This is a genomic window from Burkholderia sp. MBR-1, assembly GCF_013822785.1.
GTDB lineage: Bacteria > Pseudomonadota > Gammaproteobacteria > Burkholderiales > Burkholderiaceae > Burkholderia > Burkholderia vietnamiensis.
This window is the reverse complement of the sequence record NZ_CP053609.1, coordinates 1,067,782-1,090,993: the sequence shown is the minus strand read 5'-3', so window position 1 is coordinate 1,090,993 and position 23,212 is coordinate 1,067,782. Positions and strand designations below refer to the sequence as shown.

At 69.0% G+C, this 23,212-nt stretch carries 20 protein-coding genes; 5 read left to right on the top strand and 15 right to left on the bottom strand.

What is annotated here, in order from left to right; genetic code table 11:
- Positions 1 to 144 precede the first annotated feature (144 nt).
- From MBR110_RS04985 to MBR110_RS04975, 3 genes are read right to left on the bottom strand one after another with little or no spacing between them, the layout of a single operon-like run.
- Complete coding sequence (locus MBR110_RS04985) at positions 145 to 1,668, bottom strand: efflux transporter outer membrane subunit (RefSeq protein ID WP_011885888.1); 1,524 nt, start codon at positions 1,666 to 1,668, stop codon at positions 145 to 147.
- Positions 1,668 to 4,868: an efflux RND transporter permease BpeB gene (bpeB, locus tag MBR110_RS04980; RefSeq protein ID WP_059455711.1), complete on the bottom strand. Its 3,201-nt coding sequence runs from the start codon at positions 4,866 to 4,868 to the stop codon at positions 1,668 to 1,670. Before bpeB ends, MBR110_RS04985 begins: the two co-directional genes overlap by 1 nt.
- A gap of 15 nt (positions 4,869 to 4,883) precedes the next feature.
- Positions 4,884 to 6,140, bottom strand: a complete 1,257-nt coding sequence (locus MBR110_RS04975) for an efflux RND transporter periplasmic adaptor subunit (protein WP_011885890.1) — start codon at positions 6,138 to 6,140, stop codon at positions 4,884 to 4,886.
- 403 nt (positions 6,141 to 6,543) lie between these two features.
- On the opposite strand from MBR110_RS04975, the gene MBR110_RS04970 reads away from it, so the two are divergent.
- Positions 6,544 to 7,185 (top strand): TetR family transcriptional regulator, encoded by a 642-nt coding sequence (locus MBR110_RS04970; protein ID WP_011885891.1) that lies wholly within the window; start codon positions 6,544 to 6,546, stop codon positions 7,183 to 7,185.
- 107 nt (positions 7,186 to 7,292) lie between these two features.
- On the opposite strand, the gene MBR110_RS04965 is transcribed toward MBR110_RS04970, so the two are convergent.
- Complete coding sequence (locus MBR110_RS04965) at positions 7,293 to 7,958, bottom strand: cysteine hydrolase family protein (RefSeq protein WP_034192660.1); 666 nt, start codon at positions 7,956 to 7,958, stop codon at positions 7,293 to 7,295.
- 152 nt (positions 7,959 to 8,110) lie between these two features.
- Here MBR110_RS04965 and MBR110_RS04960 point away from each other — a divergent pair, with 152 nt between their 5' ends.
- Complete coding sequence (locus tag MBR110_RS04960; protein WP_011885893.1) at positions 8,111 to 9,112, top strand: helix-turn-helix domain-containing protein; 1,002 nt, start codon at positions 8,111 to 8,113, stop codon at positions 9,110 to 9,112.
- On the opposite strand, the gene MBR110_RS04955 is transcribed toward MBR110_RS04960, so the two are convergent.
- From MBR110_RS04955 to MBR110_RS04925, 7 genes are all read right to left on the bottom strand, one after another.
- On the bottom strand, positions 9,067 to 9,330 hold the full coding sequence (locus tag MBR110_RS04955; RefSeq protein ID WP_014723560.1) for a tyrosine-protein kinase Wzc: 264 nt from the start codon (positions 9,328 to 9,330) through the stop codon (positions 9,067 to 9,069). The genes MBR110_RS04960 and MBR110_RS04955 overlap by 46 nt on opposite strands.
- A gap of 126 nt (positions 9,331 to 9,456) precedes the next feature.
- On the bottom strand, positions 9,457 to 10,149 hold the full coding sequence (locus MBR110_RS04950; protein WP_045578825.1) for a CoxG family protein: 693 nt from the start codon (positions 10,147 to 10,149) through the stop codon (positions 9,457 to 9,459).
- A gap of 28 nt (positions 10,150 to 10,177) precedes the next feature.
- Entirely contained in the window at positions 10,178 to 10,537 is a 360-nt protein-coding gene (locus MBR110_RS04945; protein ID WP_011885896.1) for a DUF427 domain-containing protein, read from the bottom strand.
- Positions 10,538 to 10,666: 129 nt separating this feature from the next.
- Positions 10,667 to 11,104 carry a carboxypeptidase-like regulatory domain-containing protein gene (locus MBR110_RS04940; protein ID WP_014723562.1) on the bottom strand — a complete coding sequence of 146 codons (438 nt, stop codon included), beginning with the start codon at positions 11,102 to 11,104 and terminating at the stop codon, positions 10,667 to 10,669.
- A gap of 105 nt (positions 11,105 to 11,209) precedes the next feature.
- Positions 11,210 to 12,694 (bottom strand): DegQ family serine endoprotease, encoded by a 1,485-nt coding sequence (locus MBR110_RS04935; protein ID WP_059735405.1) that lies wholly within the window; start codon positions 12,692 to 12,694, stop codon positions 11,210 to 11,212.
- A gap of 100 nt (positions 12,695 to 12,794) precedes the next feature.
- Entirely contained in the window at positions 12,795 to 14,135 is a 1,341-nt protein-coding gene (locus tag MBR110_RS04930; protein ID WP_045578824.1) for an ATP-binding protein, read from the bottom strand.
- A 3-nt stretch (positions 14,136 to 14,138) separates the two neighbouring features.
- On the bottom strand, positions 14,139 to 14,801 hold the full coding sequence (locus tag MBR110_RS04925) for a response regulator (protein ID WP_011885900.1): 663 nt from the start codon (positions 14,799 to 14,801) through the stop codon (positions 14,139 to 14,141).
- 183 nt (positions 14,802 to 14,984) lie between these two features.
- Here MBR110_RS04925 and dacB point away from each other — a divergent pair, with 183 nt between their 5' ends.
- The 3 genes from dacB to MBR110_RS04910 all read left to right on the top strand — a co-directional run bounded on the left by dacB (position 14,985) and on the right by MBR110_RS04910 (position 19,249).
- Positions 14,985 to 16,526 carry a D-alanyl-D-alanine carboxypeptidase/D-alanyl-D-alanine endopeptidase gene (dacB, locus tag MBR110_RS04920; protein WP_011885901.1) on the top strand — a complete coding sequence of 514 codons (1,542 nt, stop codon included), beginning with the start codon at positions 14,985 to 14,987 and terminating at the stop codon, positions 16,524 to 16,526.
- A 576-nt stretch (positions 16,527 to 17,102) separates the two neighbouring features.
- Positions 17,103 to 18,017 carry a sterol desaturase family protein gene (locus tag MBR110_RS04915; protein WP_059694435.1) on the top strand — a complete coding sequence of 305 codons (915 nt, stop codon included), beginning with the start codon at positions 17,103 to 17,105 and terminating at the stop codon, positions 18,015 to 18,017.
- A gap of 95 nt (positions 18,018 to 18,112) precedes the next feature.
- Positions 18,113 to 19,249 carry an SGNH/GDSL hydrolase family protein gene (locus MBR110_RS04910; RefSeq protein ID WP_059735407.1) on the top strand — a complete coding sequence of 379 codons (1,137 nt, stop codon included), beginning with the start codon at positions 18,113 to 18,115 and terminating at the stop codon, positions 19,247 to 19,249.
- A gap of 99 nt (positions 19,250 to 19,348) precedes the next feature.
- Here the strand turns inward: MBR110_RS04910 and MBR110_RS04905 are convergent, their stop codons facing one another.
- From MBR110_RS04905 to MBR110_RS04890, 4 genes are all read right to left on the bottom strand, one after another.
- Positions 19,349 to 20,386, bottom strand: coding sequence for an L-threonylcarbamoyladenylate synthase (locus tag MBR110_RS04905; protein WP_011885904.1), 1,038 nt, complete (start codon positions 20,384 to 20,386; stop codon positions 19,349 to 19,351).
- An 11-nt stretch (positions 20,387 to 20,397) separates the two neighbouring features.
- Positions 20,398 to 21,594: a 5-(carboxyamino)imidazole ribonucleotide synthase gene (locus MBR110_RS04900; RefSeq protein ID WP_011885905.1), complete on the bottom strand. Its 1,197-nt coding sequence runs from the start codon at positions 21,592 to 21,594 to the stop codon at positions 20,398 to 20,400.
- 84 nt (positions 21,595 to 21,678) lie between these two features.
- A complete protein-coding gene (gene purE / locus MBR110_RS04895; protein ID WP_011885906.1) occupies positions 21,679 to 22,200 on the bottom strand; it encodes a 5-(carboxyamino)imidazole ribonucleotide mutase in 522 nt (173 codons plus the stop codon).
- Positions 22,201 to 22,216: 16 nt separating this feature from the next.
- Positions 22,217 to 23,107, bottom strand: coding sequence for a phosphoribosylaminoimidazolesuccinocarboxamide synthase (locus MBR110_RS04890; RefSeq protein ID WP_011885907.1), 891 nt, complete (start codon positions 23,105 to 23,107; stop codon positions 22,217 to 22,219).
- Positions 23,108 to 23,212 lie beyond the last annotated feature (105 nt).

Sequence of the window (23,212 nt, the reverse complement as noted above, 5' to 3'; positions counted from 1 at the left end):
GCGATACGCGCGATCGCCGGCTTGCGCGCGACATCGCCACGCCGAGCGGCCGCGCAAAAAGAAACGCCACGGACCTCCGTCCGTGGCGTTGTCGCCTGCGCGGGCAACGGCGTACGGGCGCGTTGCCCCCGTACGCCGCCGCGCCTACCCGTTCGTCGCCGCGGCGGATGCCGGCGCCGGCGCGGCCGCCTTGTCGTAGCCTTCCGTCACGTCCGGCGCGCGCGGCGTCTCGCCGGCGTGCTGAATCCAGCCGCCGCCCAGCGCACGATACAGATCGACGAGGTTGGTCCAGCGCGCGAGGCGCGCGCTGATCAGCGACTGCTGCGCGGAATACAGATCCGTCTGCGCGGTCAGCACCGACAGATAGCTGTCGACACCGTTCTTGTAACGCAGGTCCGACAGATCGAAGCGACGCTGCTGCGCGTGCTCGTTGCGCTCGAGCGCGGCGATCTGCAGATCGTACGTGCCGCGCGCGGCAAGACCGTCCGACACCTCGCGGAACGCCGACTGGATCGCCTTCTCGTAGTTCGCGATCTCGATGCGCTTCTGCACGTTCGCGAGGTTCAGGTTCGCGATGTTCTGCCCGCCTTCGAAGATCGGCATCGTCAGTTGCGGCGCGAATGACCACGCCGCCGTGCCGGCCTTGAACAGCCCGCCGAGCGTCGGGCTCGCGGTGCCGAACGCGGCCGTCAGCGAGATGCGCGGGAAGAACGCCGCGCGCGCCGCGCCGATGTTCGCGTTCGCGGCCAGCAGCGTCTGCTCGGCCTGCATCACGTCGGGACGACGCGTGAGCAGGTCCGACGGCAGGCCCGCCGGCACATCCGTGAGCAGGTTCTGCGCGTCGAGCGACATGCCGGCCGGCAGATCGTCCGGCAGCGGCTCGCCGATCAGCAGCACCAGCGCATTCACCGCCTGCGCCCGCGCACGCGCCTGCGCCTGCTGGTTCGCGAGCGCCTGCTCGACGACCGTCTGCGCCTGACGCAGATCGAGCTCGGAGCCCGTACCGTTGTCGAACTGCAGCTTGGTCAGGTCGTACGACGCCTGCGCGGTCTTCAGCGTGTTCTCCGTGACCTTCAGCAGGTCCTCGGTCGACAGCAGCGTCAGATACTGGTCCGCGACCTGCGACACGAGCGAGATCTCGGTGGCCTGCCGTGCATACGAGGTCGACAGATACTGCGCGAGCGCCTGATCCTTCAGGCTCTGCACGCGGCCGAACAGGTCGAGCTCCCAGGACGCGGAAAGCCCGACGCTGTAGGTGCGCGTGATGAGCGGCTGGCGCGTCGTCGACACGCCAGCGGGATAGCGCTGGATGTTGCCGGAGCCGGTGCCGTCGAGGGTCGGGAACAGCCCTGCGCGCGTGATCTGGTACTGCGCGCGCGACGCCTCGATGTTCAGCACCGCGACGCGCAGGTCGCGGTTGTTGTTCAGCGCGATCTCGATCAGCCGCTGCAGGCGCGGATCGGCGAAGAATTCGCGCCAGCCGATGGCGCTCGCCGCCTGGCCGTTGGCGCTGCGCGTGCCGGCCGCGGCGGGCTGCGTCGCGTAGACGCCGCCGGCCGGGTACGCCTGCGCGACCGGCGCGTCGGGCCGCGTGTAATGCGGCGCCATCGTGCAGCCCGTGGCAAGGAGCGCGACCGCGATTGCAGTCAAAGCGTGTTTTTGCATCATCACTGTCCCTTGTTGCCTTCGTCGCCGTTGCCCGGCGTCTCTTCGTGGTGCGAGTGCTCCTGAGCCAGACGCAGCGCCTCGTCGGCGTCTTCCTTCTCGCCGCTGAAGATCGCGCGGATCTTCACGAAGAACATCGGGATCATGAAGATCGCGAGGAACGTCGCGGTGATCATCCCGCCAATCACGCCCGTACCGATCGCGTGCTGGCTCGCCGAACCCGCGCCGTTGCTGATCGCGAGCGGCATCACGCCGAGAATGAACGCGAGCGACGTCATCAGGATCGGACGCAGCCGCAGACGCGCCGCTTCCAGCGCGGCCTCGATCGGCCCCATCTTCTCCGTCATCTGCAGTTCGCGCGCGAATTCGACGATCAGGATCGCGTTCTTCGCCGACAAGCCGACCGTGGTCAGCAGACCGACCTGGAAGAACACGTCGTTCTCGAGGCCGCGCAGCGTCGCCGCCAGCAGTGCGCCGATCACGCCGAGCGGCACCACCATGATCACCGAGAACGGGATCGACCAGCTTTCATACAGCGCCGCGAGACACAGGAACACGACCAGGATCGAGATCGCGTACAGCACCGGCGCCTGCGAGCCCGACTGGATTTCCTGGAACGACAGGCCGGTCCACGAGTAGCCGATACCGACCGGCAGCTTCTTCGCGAGCCCTTCCATCGCGGTCATCGCCTGACCGGTCGACTTGCCCGGCGCGGCCTGACCCTGGATCTCCATCGCCGACACGCCGTTGTAGCGCTCGAGCTTCGGCGAACCGTAGGTCCAGTGACCGGTCGCGAACGCGCTGAACGGCACCATCCCGCCCGAACCGTTGCGCACGTACCAGATGTTCATGTCTTCCGGCGTCATCCGGAACGGCGCGTCGGCCTGCACGTACACCTTCTTGATCCGGCCGTCGGTGTCGAGGAAGTTGTTCACGTACTTCGACGCCCACGCGATCGAGAACGTCTGGTCGATCGCATCGGCCGTCACGCCGAGCGCGTTGGCCTTCTCGCGGTCGATGTCGACCTTGTACTGCGGCGTATCGTTCAGCCCGTTCGGACGCACGCCCTGCAGCGTCGGATCCTTCGCGGCCATCCCGAGCAGCTGGTTGCGGGCGGCCATCAGCGCGTCGTGGCCGAGACCGGCGTTGTCCGTCAGCTCGAAGTCGAAGCCGGCGGCCGTACCGAGTTCCGGAATCGACGGCGGGTTGAACGGGATCACCAGCGCGTCCTTGTAGCTGCCGTAGCGCCCGAACATCCGGCCGATCAGCGCCTGGACCTTCTGGTTCGCGTGCTGACGCTGCGAGTAATCCTTCAGTCGCACGAACACGAGACCGGAGTTCTGGCCGCGGCCGGCGAAGCTGAAGCCGTTGACCGTGAACGCGGACTCGACGATGTCCTTCTCGTCCTTCAGCAGATAGTCGGAAATATTCGCAAGCGTGCGCGCGGTGGTTTCCTGCGTCGAGCCCGACGGCGTCTGCACGATCACGAACATCAGCCCCTGGTCTTCATCGGGCAGGAACGACTTCGGCAGGCGCACGAACAACAGGCCGACCGCGACGATCACGACCAGATAGATGATGAGCCAGCGGCCCGAGCGCTTGATCACGTGGTGGACGCCGACGTGATACTTGTCGCGGCTGTTGTTGAACGTGCGGTTGAACCAGCCGAAGAAGCCCTTCTTCTCTTCGTGATGGCCCTGCGGGATCGGCTTGAGGATCGTCGCGCACAGCGCCGGCGTCAGAATCAGCGCGACGAGCACGGACAGCACCATCGCGGACACGATCGTCAGCGAGAACTGCCGGTAGATGGCGCCGACCGAACCGCCGGAGAACGCGACCGGCACGAACACCGCCGACAGCACCAGCGCCACGCCGACGAGTGCGCCGGTGATCTGGCCCATCGCCTTGCGGGTCGCCTCCTTCGGCGACAGGCCCTCTTCGGCCATCACGCGCTCGACGTTCTCCACCACCACGATCGCATCGTCGACCAGCAGGCCGATCGCGAGCACGAGGCCGAACATCGACAGCGTGTTGATCGAGAAGCCCACCAGCGACATGATCGCGAACGTGCCGAGCAGCACCACCGGCACGGCGATGGTCGGGATGATCGTCGCGCGCAGGTTCTGCAGGAACAGATACATCACGAGGAACACGAGCACGATGCCTTCGAGCAGCGTCTTGACCACTTCCTCGATCGACAGCTTCACGAACGGCGTCGTGTCGTACGGATACTTGACGACGAGGCCGTGCGGGAAGAACGGTGCGAGCTCGTCGATCTTCGCGCGCACGGCCTTCGCGGTCGCGAGCGCGTTCGCGTTGGTCGCGAGCTGGATACCGAGCGCGGCGGTCGGCTGACCGTTGTACTTGGTGTCGAAGTTGTAGTTCTCGCCGCCGAGGCCGATCTGCGCGACGTCCTTCAGGCGCACCTGCGAGCCGTCCTGGTTGACCTTCAGCAGGATGTTGCCGAACTGCTCGGGCGTCTGCAGCAGCGTCGATTCGGTGATCGTCGCCTGCAGCACGGTGCCGGGCTTGGCCGGCGTGCCGCCGATCTGGCCGCCCGCGATCTGCACGTTCTGCGCGGTGATCGCGCTCGACACGTCGACCGGCGTGAGGCCGTAGTTCGTCAGGCGGTTCGGATCGAGCCAGATCCGCATCGCGTACTGCGAGCCGAACAGCGTGACGGTGCCGACGCCGTTCAACCGGCTGATCGGATCCTTCACGTGCGACGCCACGAAGTTCGCGAGGTCGTACTTGCTCATGCTGCCGTCTTCGGAGTTGAACGCGAGCACCAGCAGGAAGCTGCTGCTCGACTTCGTCACCGACAGACCGAGCTGCTGCACGACCTGCGGCAGAACCGGCGTCGCGAGCGACAGCTTGTTCTGCACCTGCACCTGCGCGATGTCGGCGTTGGTGCCCGGCGCGAAGGTCAGCGTGATCGTCGCGTTGCCCGAGTCGTCACTCGTCGACGACATGTACAGGAAGTTGTCGAGGCCGCTCATCTGCTGCTCGATCACCTGCGTCACCGTGTCTTCCACCGTCTTCGCGGAAGCGCCCGGGTAGTTCGCGGTGATCTGGATCGATGGCGGCGCGATCGTCGGATACTGCGCGATCGGCAGCGAGAAGATCGCCGCGACCCCGGCCAGCATCAGGATGATGGCGATCACCCACGCGAAGATCGGGCGATCGATAAAAAACTTTGCCATGAAGCAGGCTCCCTGTTATTGCGCGCTCGACGCAGCGGCGGCGCTGGCCGGCGCTGCGCCCGACGCGGCTGCGGCACCGGAACCGGCGGCGGCCGGCGCGGCGGATGCGGCTGCACCCGATGCGGCATCGGCTGCCGGCAGCTGCGCGGCGACCGTCTTCACCGTCGTGCCCGGACGCGCCTTGTCGCCGCCCTGGACGATCACGCGGTCGCCCGCGTTCAGCCCGCCTTCGACGATCCAGTTCTGACCGTTCATGCCGGTCGTCTTCAGCGGACGCGGCTCGACCTTGTTGCTCGCGTTCACCACCATCGCGATCGCCTGGCCCTTCTGGTCGTGCGTGACGCCGATCTGCGGCACCAGGAACGCGTTCTCGTTCACGCCTTCCTCGATGCGGGCGCGCACGAACATGCCCGGCAGCAGCACGCGGTTCGGGTTCGGGAACACCGCGCGGATCGTGACCGAGCCCGTCGTCTGGTCGACCGTCACGTCGGAGAACTGCAGCTTGCCGGGCACCGGGTAGGTCTTGCCGTCCTCGAGGATCAGCGACACCTTCGCCGCGCCGGGGCCGCTCGTCTTCAGGCGGCCGCTCTGCACGTCCTGGCGCAGCTTCAGCCCCTCGAGGCTCGATTGCGTCAGGTCGACGTAGACCGGATCGAGCTGCTGCACCGTCGACATCAGCGTCGCCTGGCTCGCCTGCACGTAAGCGCCCGGCGTCACCTGCGAGATGCCGACGCGGCCGCTGATCGGCGACACGACGTCCGTATAGCCGAGGTTGATCTGCGCGGTTTCGACCGCTGCCTTGCCGGCTGCGACGTCGGCCGCGGCCTGGCCCTGCGTGGCCACCGCGTTGTCGTAGTCCTGCTTGCTGACCGCGTTGGCGGCCACCAGCACCTTGTAGCGCGCGACCAGCGCGTTCTGCGTGACGAGGTTCGCCTGCGCCTTCGCGAGCGTCGCCTTCGCGCTGTTCAGTTGCGCGAGATACGGCGCCGGATCGATCTTGTAGAGGCGCTGGCCGGCCTTGACGTCGCTGCCTTCGACGAATTCACGGCGCAGCACGATGCCGTCGACCCGCGCGCGGACCTGCGCGACGAGGAACGCACTGGTGCGGCCCGGCAGTTCGGTGTAGATCGGTACGGCTTGCGGTTGGACGGTGACGACGCCGACTTCCGGCGTTTGCGGCGGCGGTGCCGATTCTTTTTTCCCGCACGCGGCCAGGAAAACGGCGGCCGTCGCGACAGTGAGTAAGCGGTATGGAACCCGTTCGACGCGCATGGAGCGACCTCTGTGTATAACCATTGGAATGAGTGCGGCGCCCGGACCGAGCGTCACACGGATGCGCCTTGCGGCGCTGATCGAACACCTGAATTACGGGACTACTGGACTACTGGATACGGTACGTCGGCACGAGGCTTCCGGGCCGACGCGATGCCGCAATGCGGCCTGGTACTTTGGCGGGAATCAGCAGAGTGGGATATTAACTGATTGCCCCTTGGGTCATTCGATCGTAGGGTGGTATTGTATATACATTCACGGATGTATGTAAAAAAGCCCCTACGCTCGTCACGCATGCTGAGTCTTACGAAACATTACGAATTGTGAGCATGGCGGCCGCCGCAGCGGCAACGGGGGCGCAGCCCCCTATTCACACCTACGATCGATCCATTCAGGCCTGCACATGGTCAGACGCACCAAGGAGGAGGCACTCGAGACGCGCAACCGCATTCTCGACGCCGCCGAACACGTGTTCTTCGAGAAAGGCGTGTCGCACACGTCGCTCGCGGACATCGCCCAGCACGCCGGCGTCACGCGCGGCGCGATCTACTGGCATTTCGCCAACAAGAGCGAGTTGTTCGACGCGATGTTCGACCGCGTGTTCCTGCCGATCGACGAGCTGAAGCGGATGCCGCCCGATGCGCCGGGCGCCGATCCGCTGGAAAAGATCCGCAAGATCCTGATCTGGTGCCTGCTGGGCGTGCAGCGCGATCCGCAGTTGCGGCGCGTGTTCAGCATCCTGTTCATGAAGTGCGAATACGTGGCCGACCTGGAGCCCCTGCTGCAGCGCAATCGCGCGGGCATGAGCGAGGCGCTGCACGCGCTCGACGCCGATCTCGCGCTCGCCGTGCAGCTCAAGCTGCTGCCCGAGCGGCTCGACACGTGGCGCGCGACGCTGATGCTGCATACGCTCGTCAGCGGCTTCGTGCGCGACATGCTGATGCTGCCCGACGAGATCGACGCCGAACAGCACGCGGAGCAGCTGGTCGACGGCTGCTTCGACATGATGCGTTATAGCCCGGCGATGCTGAAGACGGGGGGATGACGGGGGGGCGCGGGGACGGCGCGGTTCATCGCCCCATCATGTGCTGCGATTGAATCGATCGCGAGCGCACCGCGCCGTCCGATCGACTTTTCAACTACCCCATCCGCTCAGGCCGCCTGCGCGCGCCGCGCCCGCGCCCGCCGGTTCGACGCCGCCACCGAATCGTGCGCAGGCATCGCCGCGCCGCCCAGGCCCGCGATCCACGCGTCGGTCGACATCACCGCCGCGAAATTCGACTGGAACACGACCGTGTACGCACGGTGTATCTCCTCGGCGCTCGCCGCCCCCGCTTCGTTCTCGTACGGCAACGCGCCGGTCGCATCGGCGAGGTACTCGACGCCGAGCCCCGCGTGCGCCGCGTGCAGGACGGTCGCCGCATTGCAGTTGTGCGTCATGTAGCCGACGACCGCGAGCGTGTCGATGCCGCGCGCGTCGAGCCATGCGGCGAGGTCGGTCGCGGCGAACGCGCTGGCCTGCGCCTTCACGATCAGATGCGCATACGGACGCTCGGCCACGACCGGGTGAAGCGCGACGCCGTCGGTGCCGGGCGCGAAGATCGGCGCGCCGGCCGGCGCGACGTGCTGGACCACGATCACCGGCACGCCGGCCGCATGCGCGGCGTCGATCGCCCGGCCGATGTTCGGCAGCGACGCATCGAGCGGCGGATACTCGATCGGCAGATTGCCGCTCACGTATTCGTTCTGCACGTCGATCACGATGAGGGCACGGCGGGAAACGACTGACGACGGGGACGACGGCGTGGCGTTCGACATGGGAAGCTCCAAAATCGGCCGCGCCGCGCTGCTCCGGAGCGGAGCGGCCAGCGACGCGATGCGAGGCATTGTCGGGTCGCGCCGCGCGGCCGGACAGTGGCCCGTTTGCCATTCTTCGATAGAATCGGGCCATCGCCATTCCGGAGCCCGTCATGCCCGCCGCCGCGTCGCCCGCCGCCCTCGCCCCGACCGTCGTCGCCGTGATCGCGTACGACGGCATCAGCCCGTTTCACCTGTCGGTGCCGTCCGTCGTGTTCGGCAACGAGCGCGATGCCGCCGCGACGCCCGTATTCGATTTCCGCGTGTGTTCGGCCGAGCGCGGCCCGCTCGCGACCACCGGCGGCTTCACGATCACCGCGCCGCACGGTCTCGACGCGCTCGCCGACGCCGACATCGTCATCGTGCCCGCATGGCGCGACCCCGATGAAGCGCCGCCCGACGTGCTGGTCGACGCCGTCCGCGCGGCCGCGGCACGCGGCGCGCAGGTCGTCGGGCTGTGTCTGGGCGCGTACGTGCTCGCCGCCGCGGGTCTGCTCGACGAGCGCCCGGCCACCACGCACTGGGCCTGGGCCGACGATTTTGCACGGCGCTTTCCGCGCGTGAAGCTCGACCCCGACGTGCTGTACGTCGACGACGGCAACCTGATGACGTCGGCCGGCACGGCGGCGGGGCTCGACTGCTGCCTGCACGTCGTGCGGCAACGCTTCGGCGCCGACGCGGCGAACCGCATCGCGCGCCGGCTCGTGATCCCGCCGCATCGCCAGGGCGGCCAGGCGCAATACGTGCCGCAACCGGTCGCCGCGCATCCGCGCGACGCGCGGCTCGCGGAACTGCTCGACTGGGTGCGCGCGCATCTCGACGTCGCGCACAGCGTCGATTCGCTCGCGGCGCGCGTGCTGATGAGCCGGCGCACCTTCACGCGCCGCTTCCGTCAGGCCACGGGGACGACCGTCACGGCGTGGCTGCACGCCGAACGGCTCACCCACGCGCAGCATCTGCTGGAAACCACCGGACAATCGATCGACGCAATCGCGCAGGCGGCCGGCTACGGGTCGAGCGTGTCGTTGCGCCAGCATTTCGCGGGCACGCTCGGCACGTCGCCGTCGGCCTATCGGCGGGAATTTCGCGGCGCGGCGCCCGGCGGGCGGCGGTAGGGCCGATCGCCCAAAAGCGCCGCGGCTGCGGACACGGTTTCGCCGGGGTTAGGTTCGTCGATCGTCAGCCGCCCTGCGTGCACGGTGAAGCCCGGCACACCGAGCCACAGCAGCAGTGTCGTGCCGCGGCGGCCGATGCTCGCCGCATCGTGCAGCGCGAGGATCGGCGCGGGATCGACGATGACGATGTCGTAGCGCCGCGCCGCGGCGTCGAGCACCGTCTTGAAGCGGCCGTCGTTGAACGGCGCGGACGTGCATATGACGGAGGGGAAAAGTCGCGGTCATCGCGCGGCCTGAGCGCCGGGCTGCCGGCGCGCAGCCCACGCTCCCTGCGACGCAACGGCTCAGGCGCCGTTGATCCAGCGCGCCGCGTACAACAGCACCGCAACGAACAGGATGATCGCGGCCCACGCCCACAAGGGCAGCGGCCCCGATGCGCGCGGTTGCACCGCACTGGCCGCGCGGCCGCTCAGCGCGCCGCCGAGATGCGGCAGCGGCCGCTTCGCGGCGGCCATCAGCGACGCGGGCCGCAGGAACACATGCTGGCGACGCGGCGCGCTCGACGCCGCACGGTTCGGCACGAGGCCATGCTTGGCCTGCACGACCGCACCGAATTCGCGGAAGAAATCGTCGGTCCACTGGTGCAGCGCGCGCTCGATCTGCCGGCCCGGCAGCTCGGCGAGCGGCCCGCTGGCGGTCGCCCACACCACGTAGTCGATCTGCGTCGTGGTTGCGTCGTCGCCCGGCAGCAGCGCGAGCTCGACCTGCCCGCGCAGCGCGCCGAGTCCATCGGCCCGCGCCTTGAAGCTGATCACGCGCCGCGCGTCGTCCTGCTGGCCGGCCGAATGCGCGCGCACGTCGTAGCGCGCGCGCAGCGGGCCGAGCGGCACCGTGATCGTCAGCGCGAACTCGCCGTGCGCGAGCTTCGCGAACGATTCGCAATGGTCGAAGCTCGCGCGCAGCAACGCGAGATCCTCGAGCGCGTCCCGCACGACCGCCGGCGCGAGCGGAACGCGTAACGTGTCGTTCAGTTCCATGATGCCTCCCCGATGACCACACGTCGCATCAGGACGTCTCGACGAGACTGTCGATCCGTGCGACATCGAAGGCGACGTAGTGCGCGAGCGCGAACGCCGTCTCCCCTGGTTCCTCGTAACTCCATGCGGCGCTGCGGATCACGCCGTCTTCTGTCTGCAGATCGAAATACACGGCCAGGCCGCGCAGCGGGCAGGCCGTCGTGACGCTCGACTTCACCAGCCGATGCATGTTGACGTCGCCGCGCGGCAGGTAATGGGTGTCCGGCGCACCGGTCTCGCGCACCGTCAGCGCGCCGAGCGAATCGGCATAGGTGATGCCGCGGTGAATCACGCGCACGCGATGGCGGTTCGGCACGATTTCGAGGCGACGGTCGGCGGCATCGGACATCGTTGTTCCTCCGGGCGGCCGCGGCATCGAGGCCGGGCGCAGGAAACGAAAAAGCCACGGCACGCGGCCGTGGCTTTCATTATCGGCGAAACTCGGTCCGATTGCGCGCCCCGCGACGGGGCCGCCGCGCTACTGCGCGCTCCACTGGAACGCCGCCTTCGTGCCGCCCTTCGCGCCCACCGTGACCGCGCGCGATTCGTCGCTGCCCTGGTACGACGCATGGACGGTGTAGCGCCCCGGCGGCAGCTTCACCAGCATGTACGGCCCGCGCGCGTCGGTCCTCAGCACCTCGGCGCCCTTCGCGTCGACGATCCGCACATGGACGTCGGCCAGATATTCGCCGCCCTTGCCGGTGAAGCGCAGCGCGAGCGGCCACGCCGATTCGTTGTGCTCGAAGGCCGTCGACTGATCCTTGCCGATGCCGCCCGACACATAGCTGACATCGCCCTGCTGGCTCGCCTCCGGCAAACCGTCCGACTGCGCGTAGGCGCCGGGCGCCGCGACGGCGACGCCCGCGACCAGCGCGACGGCCACCGCGAATCGGGATACGTTGCGTAGATGTTGCATGGCTCTCTCCTTTCGGGTCGGAACACTGCATCACGGGTGCCGACGACGCCGGACGCCCGGCGACGCCCGCCCAGACCGGCCGAGCCGGCCTGAGGCGGCCGCCGGTCAGCTCAGATCGACCGGCACGAAGATCTGTGCATTATCGCGCTGGATCAGCAGAGCAAGACTGTTGCCCGCTCCCTTGACGGCGTCGCGCAATTGCTCGGGGTTCGTGACCGGCCGGCCGTTCACCGCGAGGATCACGTCGCCCGGCTGGATGCCCGCGCTGGCCGCGGGGCCGCCCGCCTGCTGCACCATCAGCCCGTGCGACAGGTTCGTCGCGCTGCGCTCCTGCGGCGTCAGCGGCCGCACCGCGACGCCGAGGCGCCCCTGCTCGACGGGGCCGCCGTCGTTCGACGCCTGCTTCGCATCGGTCATCGCGCCGAGCGTCACGCTGATCGACTTCTTCGACTTGTCGCGCCAGATCTGCAGGTCGGCCTGCGAGCCGGGCTTCAGGCTCGCGATCTGCGCGGGCAGCGACGTCGAATCGGCCACCGGCGAACCGTTGACCGCGAGGATCACGTCGCCCGGTTGCAGGCCGGCCTTCGCGGCCGGGCCGCTCGGATCGACCGAGCTGACCAGCGCGCCGTCCGGCTTCGGCAGCCCGAACGAGCTTGCGAGCGTCTGGTTCAGCCCCTGCACGGCGACGCCGAGGCGGCCGCGGCTCACGTGGCCCGTCTTCACCAGTTCGTCCTTGACCTTGATCGCCTCGTTGATCGGGATCGCGAACGACAGGCCCTGGAAGCCGCCCGTCTGCGAATAGATCATCGAGTTGATGCCGATCACTTCACCCTGCAGGTTGAACAGCGGGCCGCCCGAGTTGCCGGGGTTGACCGGCACGTCGGTCTGGATGAACGGCGTGTAGTTCTCGTCCGGCAGCGCGCGCGACTTCGCGCTGATGATGCCGGACGTGACCGTGTTGTCGAAGCCGTACGGCGAACCGATCGCGACGACCCACTGGCCGACCTTGCTGCGCGCCGGGTCGCCGATCTTCACGGTCGGCAGGCCGCTCGCGTCGATCTTCAGCACCGCGACGTCGGACTGCTTGTCGGAGCCGACGACCTTCGCCTTGTACTCGCGCTTGTCGGTCAGCTTGACGGTGACGACGTTCGCGCCGTCGATCACGTGCGCGTTGGTGAGGATGTAGCCGTCGGGACTGACGATGAACCCGGAGCCGAGGCTCGCGCTCGGCTGGTCGTCCGGCTGCGCGTCGCCGCCCATGCCCGGCACCTGGCCGTAGAAGTGCTTGAAGAACTGGTAGAACGGGTCGCTCGGATCCATCGGCAGCTGCGGCTGCTGCACGCGGCGCGACACCTGCTTGACCACGTGCTTCGCGCTGATGTTCACGACCGCCGGGCCGTAGGTTTCGACCAGCCCGGAGAAATCGGGAATGCCGGTCTTGGCCGCGGCCTCGGCCGGCATCAGCGCGGCGGCCTGCGCGGGCGTGATGATCTGCGGATCGGCATGGCGGGTGCCCGCGACGTAGCCGGCGGACAGCGCAGCAGCGACGGCGACCGCAACGGCGCCACGCGCAAGGAATCGGGTGTTCATCGTGAGACCTCCTCGTTGTTAGGTCGCAGCGTAACGACCCTGACTTAAAGGAGGCTTAATCGCCCTTAAGCGGGGCTTAAGCAGCCCCGCGCGAGAACGGTTACGCAGATGCCGACCGTGCCTGCGCCCCCGTGTCGGCCTCGCGGAACACGACGCTCACGAGCAGGCCGCCGGCGGCCGCATCGCCGAGCGACACCGTCGCGCGCTGCTGCGCCGCGACGCGCTTGACGATCGCGAGCCCGAGCCCGCTGCCCGACACGTCCGCCCGCGCGCGCGCCGAGCTGTCGCGATAGAAGCGGTCGAACACGCGCTCGCGCTCCTCGGCCGGGATGCCGGGGCCGCTGTCGGCGATCTGCACGCATGCGCGGCCGGCCGCGTCGTGCGTCAGCGACACGTCGATGCGCCCGCCGTCGGGCGTGTACTTCACCGCGTTGTCGAGCAGGTTGCCGAACATCACGCGCAATGCGCCGACGTCCGCGACGACGGTCGCCGCGCACGCCTCCTCGAAGCCGAGGTCGATGCCGCGCCGCTGCGCGAGCGGCGCGTGCGCGGCCACGCATTCGGCCAGCAGCGCGTGCAGGTCGATCGGCTCGCGCACCGACGCGCCGTCGGGCTCCGCGCGGGCGAGCGCGAGCAGCTGTTCGGTCAGGCGCGTCGCGCGCGTGACGCCGTCCTGCAGATCGGCGACCGCCTCGCGGCGCGCCGCATCGTCCTTCGCGCGCGCGACGAGCTGCGCCTGGATCTGCACGGCGGCGAGCGGCGTGCGCAGCTCGTGCGCGGCATCGGCGACGAACGCCTTCTGCGTGTCGAGCGCGGCCGACAGCCGCGCGAGCAGCCCGTTCAGCGCGCGCACCAGCGGCTGCACCTCGAGCGGCAGCCCCGCGTCGGGCAGCGGATCGAGCGCTTCCGGGCGGCGCGCCTCCACCGCGCGCGTCACGCGGCCGAGCGGCGCGAGGCCGCGCCCGACGATCATCCAGACCGCCGCACCGAGGAACGGCAACAGCACGATCAGCGGCCACAGCGTGCGCAGCGCGACGTTCGCGGCGAGCCGGTTGCGCACCGACAGCGGCTGCGCGAGCTGCACGACGTTGTCGCCGACGATCGCGCCGTACACGCGCCATTCGCCGCGATCGGTGCGCTCGGTCGAGAAGCCGAGCTCCGCGCGCGGCGCGATCGGCGCGCGCGGATGCGAGAAGTACATCAGCACGCCGTTGCGATTCCAGATCTGGATCACGATGCCTTCGTCGCCGTTGGTGCGCGAGCCGAACACCTGCGAGAACGGTTCGGACGGCAGCGCCGCCGCGATTTCCTGCAGCTGGTAGTCGAACAGCTCGTTCGCTTCGGCGAGCGCCTGCCGGTAGATCAGCCAGCCGGCACTGCCCACGCCCGCGACGACGATCGCGAGCAGCCAGATCAGCAATTGATGACGAATCGACCTCACGCGTCAGCTTTCCTTGACGACCATGTAGCCGAGGCCGCGCACGTTGCGGATCAGGTCCGAACCGAGCTTCTTGCGCAACGCATGGATGTAGACCTCGACCGTGTTGCTGCCGATCTCTTCGCCCCAGCCGTACATCTTCTCCTCGAGCTGGCTTTTCGACAGCACCGCGCCGGGCCGCACGAGCAGCGCCTCGAGCAGCGCGAATTCCCGCGCGGACAGCGCGACGGGCGCGCCGTCGAGCGTCACCTGGTGAGACGCCGGATCGAGCGTGAGCGGGCCATGGCGAATCAGCGATTCGCTGCGGCCGGCCTGGCGGCGGATCAGCGCGCGCATGCGCGCGCCGAGTTCGTCGAGATCGAACGGCTTGACGAGGTAGTCGTCGGCGCCCGCGTCGAGGCCCTTCACGCGATCGGCGACCGCATCGCGCGCGGTGACGATCAGCACCGGCAGCGCCAGGCCGCGCGCGCGCAGCGTGCGCAGCACGTCGATGCCGTCGCGCTTGGGCAGGCCCAGGTCGAGCAGCAGCAGGTCGTACGTCTCGCCGCCGAGCGCCGTGAGCGCCGCGTCGCCGTCCTGCACCCAGTCGACCGCGAAGCCGTCGGCGCGCAGCGCCTTGCGCACGCCGTCGGCGATCATGCGGTCGTCTTCAACAAGCAGAATGCGCATCGGAACCGGAACCCATGGGACGAGTGAAACATGGCGACCATTGTAGCGCCGCGGCTCGCTTGCGCCGTCTGCAATGCAACAGTAAGGCGACACGCGTGTGGCGCATGCGCACTTGTCTCTACAATGTGCGCTCCGGCGCCGCGCGCCCCTGCTCGAAGCCTCGTGTCTTTCCCGTATTCGCCCATGCCGATTTCCGCTCTGTCCGCCCGGTTCGTCAGCCGCACCCGTCTGTGTGCGCGCACGGCCGCCGTCGTCGCCGCCTGCACCGCGCTTGCGTTCGCGCCGCCCGCGCATGCCCGCAAGAAACTCCACAAGGACGCACGCAAGACCGTCGTCGTGTCGCCCGCCGCGCGCGCGGCCGGCCTGCCGGCGTCCGTGCTGGTCGCGCTGCAGCGCGCGAACGTGCCGGCATCCGCGATCAGCGTCGTCGTCGAGCGCGTCGGCGACCCCGAGCCGCTGATCGCGTGGAACGGCAGCCGGCCGATGCTGCCGGCGTCGACGATGAAGCTGGTCACGACGTTCTCCGGCCTGTCGATCCTCGGCCCCGACTACCGCTGGCGCACCACCGCGTACGCGGACGGTCCGATCGACCCGGACGGCACGCTGCAGGGCAACCTGTACATCAAGGGCACCGGCGACCCGAAGCTCGTGCCCGAAGAGCTGATCGACCTCGTCGACAAGATCCGCAAGGCCGGCGTGCGGCGCGTGGCCGGCCGCCTCGTGCTCGACAAGAGCTATTTCGCGGCGTCGACGCGCGACCTGCCGTCGTTCGACGACGACGTGAGCGCGCCGTACAACGTCGGCCCCGATCCGCTGCTGTACGCGTTCAAGGCCGTGTCGTTCACGGTCACGCCGGGCGACGACGGCAAGGTGGCCGTCGACGTGCTGCCGCCGCTCGCGAACCTGTCGATCGACAACCAGCTCGTCGAGGGCGGCGGATCGTGCGGCGCGGCGGCCGCGGCCGCACGCCCGACGCTGTCGGGCGCCGGCACGGCGGGCGGGATCATGACCGCGTCGTTCTCCGGCGACTATCCGCTGCGCTGCGGCGCGCACACGACCAATCTCGCGATCCTCGACCACACGGCGTTCTTCGCGCGCGGCTTCCTCGCGCTGTGGCAGCAGGACGGCGGCACGATCGCGGGCCCGGTCGACGAAGGCAAGGTGCCGAACACCGCGCGGCCGCTCGCCGTGCACCACAGCCCCGTGCTCGGCAGCATCGTGTACGACATCAACAAGTTCAGCAACAACGTGATGGCGCGCAACCTGTTCCTCACGATCGGCGCGGTGGCCGGCAAGCCGCCCGCGACGCCCGAGCAGTCGAGCCGTGCGATTCACGCGTTCCTGCAGAGGAGCGGAATCGCGATGCCCGAGCTGGAACTGGAGAACGGCTCGGGGCTGTCGCGCGACGAGCACGTGAGCGCGCTGTCGCTCGCCGCGCTGCTGCAGGCCGCGAACGCGAGCCCGGTCGCGCAGACGTTCATCGATTCGCTGCCGATCGCCGGCATCGACGGCACGATGAAGAACCGGCTCACCAACGCGGGCGTGCTCGGCAATGCCCACATCAAGACCGGCACGCTGCGCGACGTGCGCGCGATTGCCGGCTACGTCGCGGGCGCCGACGGACAGAGCTACGTCGTCGTGAGCTTCATCAACGACGAGCACGCGGAAGCCGCGCGCGCCGCGCACGATACGCTGCTCGAATGGATCTACGCGGGCGCGCATTGACGGTGTCATGCGGGGCGGTGCTGTAGCTTGGGTTCGGTTGAGCTGCGGCCTGCTCCGTTGATCCGTTGCTCGGCCTGCGGCGCTGCATGGGCGGCTGGCGGCATGTGGTGTCAGCCGGCGGCTACCGATGGCTGCCGGTGTCCTCTTTCTGCTACCTGAGTGCTCCCTCTGACGCGGGCTTCGTGCTGCCTGCTGTTGCCTACCGGCGCCCGCTGCACGCGCTAGTGCCACACTAGCCGCCACGTACGAAAGCGCGCTGCGACACGCCTCACCCTCGCCCGCCAATAACCCCATCCCGCATCCTCCGCGCGACCGTCGAAAGCACCGGCCGCGGTTTGAAACGGCCACGGCCACAGGCACGCCGCGCACCGCCCGCACGCCGTGCCGGCAAAACGGTGCCACACCGCCCGGCCCCGTGCGGCGCGGCTTCCGTAGAAACCCTGTCCTCTGAGGGAACCCTCTACGCTGCCCCCTCGCATAGCGCGTGGCGATTGCGTAGGCTGTTGGCCTGACGATATCTACAACGGGCCACGTGCCCGGCCTGACGGCCTGCAGGGGAAAGGAGGAGACACGCCCATGCGATTCGACGTCGAATTGCTTCTGCTCGCGCTGGCGCCCGTCTTCCTGCTGTGCATCGCGTGGGAAGCCTGGCACCTCGCCCGCACGCGCGCACAGGACCACGTCTATGCGTGGCGCGACACGCTGTGCAACGCGGCGCTCGCGCTGATGCACCAGGGCGCCGACAAGCTCGCATGGTTGTTCGTGATCCCCGTTTATGCGTACTGCTACGCACATTTCCGGCTGTTCACCTGGCACGACGGCTGGCTGTCGTTCGCCGTGCTGTTCGTCGGCCAGGACTTCCTCTACTACGTGTTCCATCGCGCGAGCCACCGCGTGCGCTGGCTGTGGGCCGCGCACGTCGTGCATCACTCGTCCGAACGGATGAACTTCTCGACCGCGTTCCGCCAGAGCCTGATGTATCCGGTCGCGGGCATGTGGGTGTTCTGGCTGCCGCTCGCGTTCGTCGGCTTTCCGCCGCAGCAGATCGTCGGCATCGTGCTGATCAACCTCGCGTTCCAGTTCTTCGTCCACACGCAGGTGATCGGCAAGCTCGGCTGGCTCGAATACGTGCTGAACACGCCGTCGATCCATCGCGCGCACCACGCGCGCAACCCGCGCTACATCGACCGCAATTACGCAGGTGTGCTGGTGATCTGGGATCGCCTGTTCGGCAGCTACGTCGACGAATCGGCCGACGATCCGCCGCAATACGGAATCGTCGAGCCGCTCGGCTCGAACAACCCGCTCGTCGCGACGTTTCACGAGTGGGTGTCGATGGCGGCCGACGCGTTGCGCGTACACGGATGGCGCAACCGGCTGCGCGCGATTTTCGGCCCGCCCGAATGGGCGAGCGCTTATCATGCGCAGATCGCCGAGGCCGCAAACCATGATCCGCGCACCGTGCCGCTTGCGGCCGTGCGCGACCAATAAACCGCTTCAGCCAACGGCCGCCGTGCCGCCCGAACCTGAGCGGGCACACGGCAGATGCACAACACATCGGGCCATATCTACGAGGAGATCCATCGATGCAGTCACGACAATCCACTCCGTCGCGTAACCGTCAACGCCTGCTGCGCACCGCCCAGGTCGCGATCGCGGGCGCCGCGCTCGCGCTGCTCGCCGCCTGCGGCGGCGGCGGCGACAACAGCAGCAGCGCATCGAACACGCCGCCGTCCGGCGTGAAAATGCAGGTCGTGTCGTTCGGCGACAGCCTGTCGGACGTCGGCACCTACTCGCAGATCAAGCTCGGCTTCGGCGGCGGCCGCTTCACGACCAACCCGGGCCAGGTGTGGACGCAGAACGTCGCGCAGTACTACGGCGACACGCTGCAGCCGGCGAACCAGGGCGGCTTCGGCATCCCGTTGCAGGCGACCGGCGGCCTCGGCTACGCGCAGGGCGGCTCGCGCGTGACGCTGCAGCCCGGCATCGGCCACGCGGACGCCAGCGTGCCGAACCCCGACTATGCGCAGGCCACCACCACGCCGATCGCCGATCAGGTCAAGCAGTACCTGGCGCAGCACGGCAGCTTCAACGCCGGCCAGATCGTGCTGATCAACGGCGGCGCGAACGACATCTTCTATCAGGCGCAGGTCGCGCAGGCGCAAGGCAACACGCCGGCCGCGCAACTGGCGGCCGCGCAGGCGATCGGCCTCGCCGCGCAGCAGCTCGGCGGCCTCGTCCAGCAGATCGTCGCGGCCGGCGCGACGCACGTGTTCGTCTCGAACGTGCCGGACATCGGCGGCACGCCGCTTGCGCTGCAAGGCGGCACGCAGGCCGCGCTCACGCAACTGTCGGGCCTCTTCAACCAGACGCTGGCCGGCACGCTCGCCGCGCTGCAGGTCGATCCGACCAAGTACGCGTTGGTCGATACGTTCACGTGGCAGGACGGCATCGCGGCCAACTACCAGGCGAACGGCTTCAGCGTGAAGAACACCGACACCGCGTGCAACCTGAAGGCGATGGTCCAGGCGGCCACGCAGTACGGCGTCGCGAACGCGACCGCGTTCGGCTCGTCGCTGTTCTGCTCGCCGCAGACCTACACGGTCCCGAACGCGGACCAGACCTACATGTTCGCCGATACCGTGCACCCGACGACGCGCCTGCATGCGCTGTTCGCGCAGTACGTCGAGCAGCAGATCGCGAAGTCCGGCGTCGGCAAGTAACGCGCTCGCGGCACGCCGATACGAAAACGCCTGACCGGCGAGTCGCCGGTCAGGCGTTTTTCATTGCAGTGCGCGTCGAAGCGGCCGAAGCGAGCCGGGTCAGTCGGCCGCGTCCCCCGCATCGAACGCCGCGGCCGCGCGGCCGAGCCGGTCGTTGACCGCGATCCACTCGACGGTCTCGGGCAGCTTCTCGACGAGAATGCGTGCGACCTGCGCGCGATCGAGCGCGCGCAGCATCCCGTACAGATCGCGCGCATATGCGTGCGGATCTTCGGGCGCGGCGATGAAGTGCACGCCGTCCGCCTGCGCCCAGCGCCCCGCACGCGACGCGCGGGCGACGAGCGCGACGCGTTCGCCGTCCGCCTGCGCGGCCGCGAGCAACGGCTCGAGGGCATCGAACGGCAGCAGCGCGAGCGGCGTGCGCGGCGCGTAATGCGCCTTCAGCGTGCCGGACGCGCGCGGCGCGGTCGCGTCGCTGCCGTCGGGCAGACGCGGCGCGCGGCCGAGCACGTCGGCGATCTGCTGCGGCGTCACGTGACCGGGCCGCAACAGCGCGGGAAAGCCGCGCGACAGATCGACGATCGTCGATTCGATCCCGACTTCGGACGCACCGCCGTCGAGCACGTGCACGGTGTCGCCGAATTCGTCGCGCACGTGCTGCGCCGTGGTCGGGCTCACGTGGCCGAAACGGTTCGCGGACGGTGCGGCCACGCCGCCGTGGCCGCCGCGGCGCGCGCTGAACGCGGCCAAGAGCGCCTGCGCGACCGGATGCGACGGACAGCGCAGACCGACCGAATCCTGGCCGCCGCTCACGGCATCCGGGATGCGCGGATGGCGCTTCAGGATCAGCGTCAGCGGGCCCGGCCAGAACGCGTCGATCAGTGCCCGCGCATCGGCCGGAACGTCGGCGGCCCAGTAGCCGGGATCGCCTCCGGGCGGCAGATGCACGATCACCGGATGGTTCGCCGGACGCCCTTTCGCCGCGTAGATGCGCGCGACGGCTTCCGGATTCGCCGCATCGCCGCCGAGCCCGTACACGGTTTCGGTCGGGAACGCGACGAGCTGCCCGGCGTCGAGCAGCGCCGCGGCCGCGTCGATCTGCGCGGGCGTCACCGTGTTCGGGAGCGCGATGGACATCGGCCGGCGCCTCAGTCGAGCGGCACGCGCAGCAGCTGCGCACACGCGTTGGCGGCCGCGACCGCGTCGTCGCGCGTCTCGGCCGTGAAGTTCACGTGACCCATCTTGCGGCCGACGCGCGCCTCTTCCTTGCCGTACAGATGCAGATGCGCGGCCGGCATCGCCGCGACCGTGTCCCACGGCGGCGTGACCGGCTCGGCATCGGCGCCGTTCGGGAACCACACGTCGCCGAGGATGTTCAGCATCGCGGCCGGCGAATGCTGGCGCGGGTTGCCGAGCGGCATGCGCGTCATCGCGCGCACCTGCTGCTCGAACTGGCTGGTTGCGCACGCATCGACCGTGTAGTGGCCGGAGTTGTGCGGGCGCGGCGCCATTTCGTTCGCGACGAACGAGCCGTCTTCCAGCACGAAGAATTCGACGCACAGCACGCCGACGTAATCGAGCTTGTCGGCGATCCGGATCGCGGCCTGCTGCGCCTCTTCGACACGCGCGGCATCGGCGGCCGGCGCCGGCACCACCGTCAGTGCGAGGATGCCGTCGTGATGTACGTTCTGCGCGAGCGGGAACGCGGCCGAGCGGCCGTCCACGCCGCGCGCGATCAGCGCCGACACTTCGTATTTCAGCGGCAGGCGCTTTTCGAGCACGCACGGCACGCCGCCGAGCGCCGCGTGCGCGTCGCGCGCTTCGCGTGCGGTGCTCACGCGCACCTGCCCCTTGCCGTCGTAGCCGAGCCGCGCGGTCTTCAGGATGCCGGGCAGCACCGCATCGAGCGCGGCATCGTCGAGGGCGGCGAGCGCGGCCGGCGACTCGATCACGACGTGCGGCGCGACCGGCACGCCGGATGCCTCGATGAAACGCTTCTCCGCGATGCGGTCCTGCGCGACGGCCACGCAGCGGCCGGCCGGCGCGACGAACGTCGTGCGCGCGAGGAAATCGAGGCTCGCGGCCGGCACGTTCTCGAATTCCGTCGACACGGCTTCGCACAGCGCGGCCAGCTCGGCGAGCGCGGCTTCGTCGTCGTAGGCCGCGCGCAGATGGCGGTCGGCTACCGACCCGGCCGGGCTCGCCGGATCGGGATCGAGCACGGCGACGCGATAGCCCATCGACTGGGCGGCAAAGCAGAACATGCGGCCGAGCTGGCCGCCGCCGACCATGCCCAGCCACGCGCCGGGCAGGATCGGGGAAACGGAATCAGGAGTTGCGGTCATGTCAGTGATCGATCGCGGCGGGCGCGGCCCGCCGCAGTGGGGAAAGTCAGGCGGCGCGCGCGACGCGCGGCCGCCGGCGCGCCGTCAAGCGAGCGGCGGCAGCACCATCGCGTGCGCGGCTTCGTTCTGGCGCACGCGGAACGCGGCGAGCCGGTTCGCGTAGTCGACCGACGTGCCGGACAGGATCGACACCGCGAACAGCGCGGCGTTCGCGGCGCCGGCCTCGCCGATCGCGAACGTCGCGACCGGCACGCCCTTCGGCATCTGCACGATCGAGTGCAGCGAATCGACGCCCTTCAGATACTTGCTGGCGACGGGCACGCCGAGCACCGGCACCGTGGTTTTCGCGGCCAGCATGCCGGGCAGATGCGCGGCGCCGCCGGCGCCCGCGATGATCGCACGCAGCCCGCGCTCGCGCGCCTTCTCCGCATAGTCGAACATCTCGTCGGGCATCCGGTGCGCGGACACGACCTTCGCTTCGTACGGCACGCCGAATTCCTGCAGGATCGCGACCGCGTTCTTCATCACGTCCCAGTCGGAACTCGAACCCATCAGCACGCCGACGAGCGGCGCGCTGTGCGTGTGGGCAGTCTGGACTTCAGTCATGTCGATGTGTCCTTGCTTACGCGAGCGGCTGGCCGGTGATGCGCTCGAGCGCTTCCTGGTACTTCGCGGCCGTCTTCGCGACGACGTCGGCCGGCAGCGCCGGCGCCGGCGCCGTCTTGCCCCACGGCTGCGCCTCGAGCCAGTCGCGCACGAACTGCTTGTCGAACGACGGCGGGTTGGTGCCGACCTGGTACTGGTCGGCCGGCCAGAAGCGCGACGAATCGGCCGTCAGCACTTCGTCCATCAGGTACAGCTTGCCGTGGTTGTCGAGGCCGAACTCGAACTTCGTGTCGGCGATGATGATGCCGCGCGTCGCCGCATAGTCGGCCGCTTCCTTGTACAGGCGGATAGAGATGTCGCGGATCGTCGCGGCCAGCTCGGTGCCGATGCGGCGCTCGGTTTCCTCGAACGTGATGTTCTCGTCGTGCTCGCCGAGCTCGGCCTTCGCGGCCGGCGTGAAGATCGGCTCCGGCAGCTTCTGCGCGTTCTGCAGGCCGGCCGGCAGCGGCACGCCGCACACCGCGCCCGAGGCCTGGTATTCCTTCCAGCCGCTGCCGGCCAGATAACCGCGCACCACCGCTTCGATCATGATCGGCTCGAGACGCTTGACGACCGCCGCGCGGCCCTTGACCTGCTCGACTTCATCGGCCGCGACGACCGCTTCCGGCGCGTCGCCGGTCAGGTGGTTCGGCACGATGTGCGCGAGCTTGTCGAACCAGAAGTTCGCCATCTGGTTCAGCACGCGGCCCTTGTTCGGAATCGGCTCGCCCATGATCACGTCGAATGCCGACAGACGGTCGGTCGTGACGATCAGGAGCTTGTCGTTGCCGACCGCGTAGTTGTCGCGGACCTTGCCGCGACCGAGGAGCGGCAGCGAGCGGAGCGTGGATTCGTAAAGGGTAGACATCGTCTTTTCGCAGATAAGGAGCCAAACAAAAAGGGAAACGCCGTTCCCCGCGGCAGGCGGGAACGGCGGTCTTGCAATGCGTCGGCGAACCGCCGGCGCGAACGC

Coding starts and splice junctions, on each gene's coding strand:
- MBR110_RS04975 (WP_011885890.1), bottom strand. CDS start 6,140: ATGCGCGTCGAACGGGTTCCATACCGCTTACTCACTGTCGCGACGGCC.
- MBR110_RS04970 (WP_011885891.1), top strand. CDS start 6,544: ATGGTCAGACGCACCAAGGAGGAGGCACTCGAGACGCGCAACCGCATT.
- MBR110_RS04950 (WP_045578825.1), bottom strand. CDS start 10,149: ATGGAACTGAACGACACGTTACGCGTTCCGCTCGCGCCGGCGGTCGTG.
- MBR110_RS04890 (WP_011885907.1), bottom strand. CDS start 23,107: ATGTCTACCCTTTACGAATCCACGCTCCGCTCGCTGCCGCTCCTCGGT.
- MBR110_RS04900 (WP_011885905.1), bottom strand. CDS start 21,594: ATGACCGCAACTCCTGATTCCGTTTCCCCGATCCTGCCCGGCGCGTGG.
- MBR110_RS04910 (WP_059735407.1), top strand. CDS start 18,113: ATGCAGTCACGACAATCCACTCCGTCGCGTAACCGTCAACGCCTGCTG.
- MBR110_RS04940 (WP_014723562.1), bottom strand. CDS start 11,104: ATGCAACATCTACGCAACGTATCCCGATTCGCGGTGGCCGTCGCGCTG.
- MBR110_RS04945 (WP_011885896.1), bottom strand. CDS start 10,537: ATGTCCGATGCCGCCGACCGTCGCCTCGAAATCGTGCCGAACCGCCAT.
- dacB (WP_011885901.1), top strand. CDS start 14,985: ATGCCGATTTCCGCTCTGTCCGCCCGGTTCGTCAGCCGCACCCGTCTG.
- MBR110_RS04960 (WP_011885893.1), top strand. CDS start 8,111: ATGCCCGCCGCCGCGTCGCCCGCCGCCCTCGCCCCGACCGTCGTCGCC.
- MBR110_RS04965 (WP_034192660.1), bottom strand. CDS start 7,958: ATGTCGAACGCCACGCCGTCGTCCCCGTCGTCAGTCGTTTCCCGCCGT.
- MBR110_RS04905 (WP_011885904.1), bottom strand. CDS start 20,386: ATGTCCATCGCGCTCCCGAACACGGTGACGCCCGCGCAGATCGACGCG.
- MBR110_RS04925 (WP_011885900.1), bottom strand. CDS start 14,801: ATGCGCATTCTGCTTGTTGAAGACGACCGCATGATCGCCGACGGCGTG.
- purE (WP_011885906.1), bottom strand. CDS start 22,200: ATGACTGAAGTCCAGACTGCCCACACGCACAGCGCGCCGCTCGTCGGC.
- bpeB (WP_059455711.1), bottom strand. CDS start 4,868: ATGGCAAAGTTTTTTATCGATCGCCCGATCTTCGCGTGGGTGATCGCC.
- MBR110_RS04935 (WP_059735405.1), bottom strand. CDS start 12,694: ATGAACACCCGATTCCTTGCGCGTGGCGCCGTTGCGGTCGCCGTCGCT.
- MBR110_RS04915 (WP_059694435.1), top strand. CDS start 17,103: ATGCGATTCGACGTCGAATTGCTTCTGCTCGCGCTGGCGCCCGTCTTC.
- MBR110_RS04985 (WP_011885888.1), bottom strand. CDS start 1,668: ATGATGCAAAAACACGCTTTGACTGCAATCGCGGTCGCGCTCCTTGCC.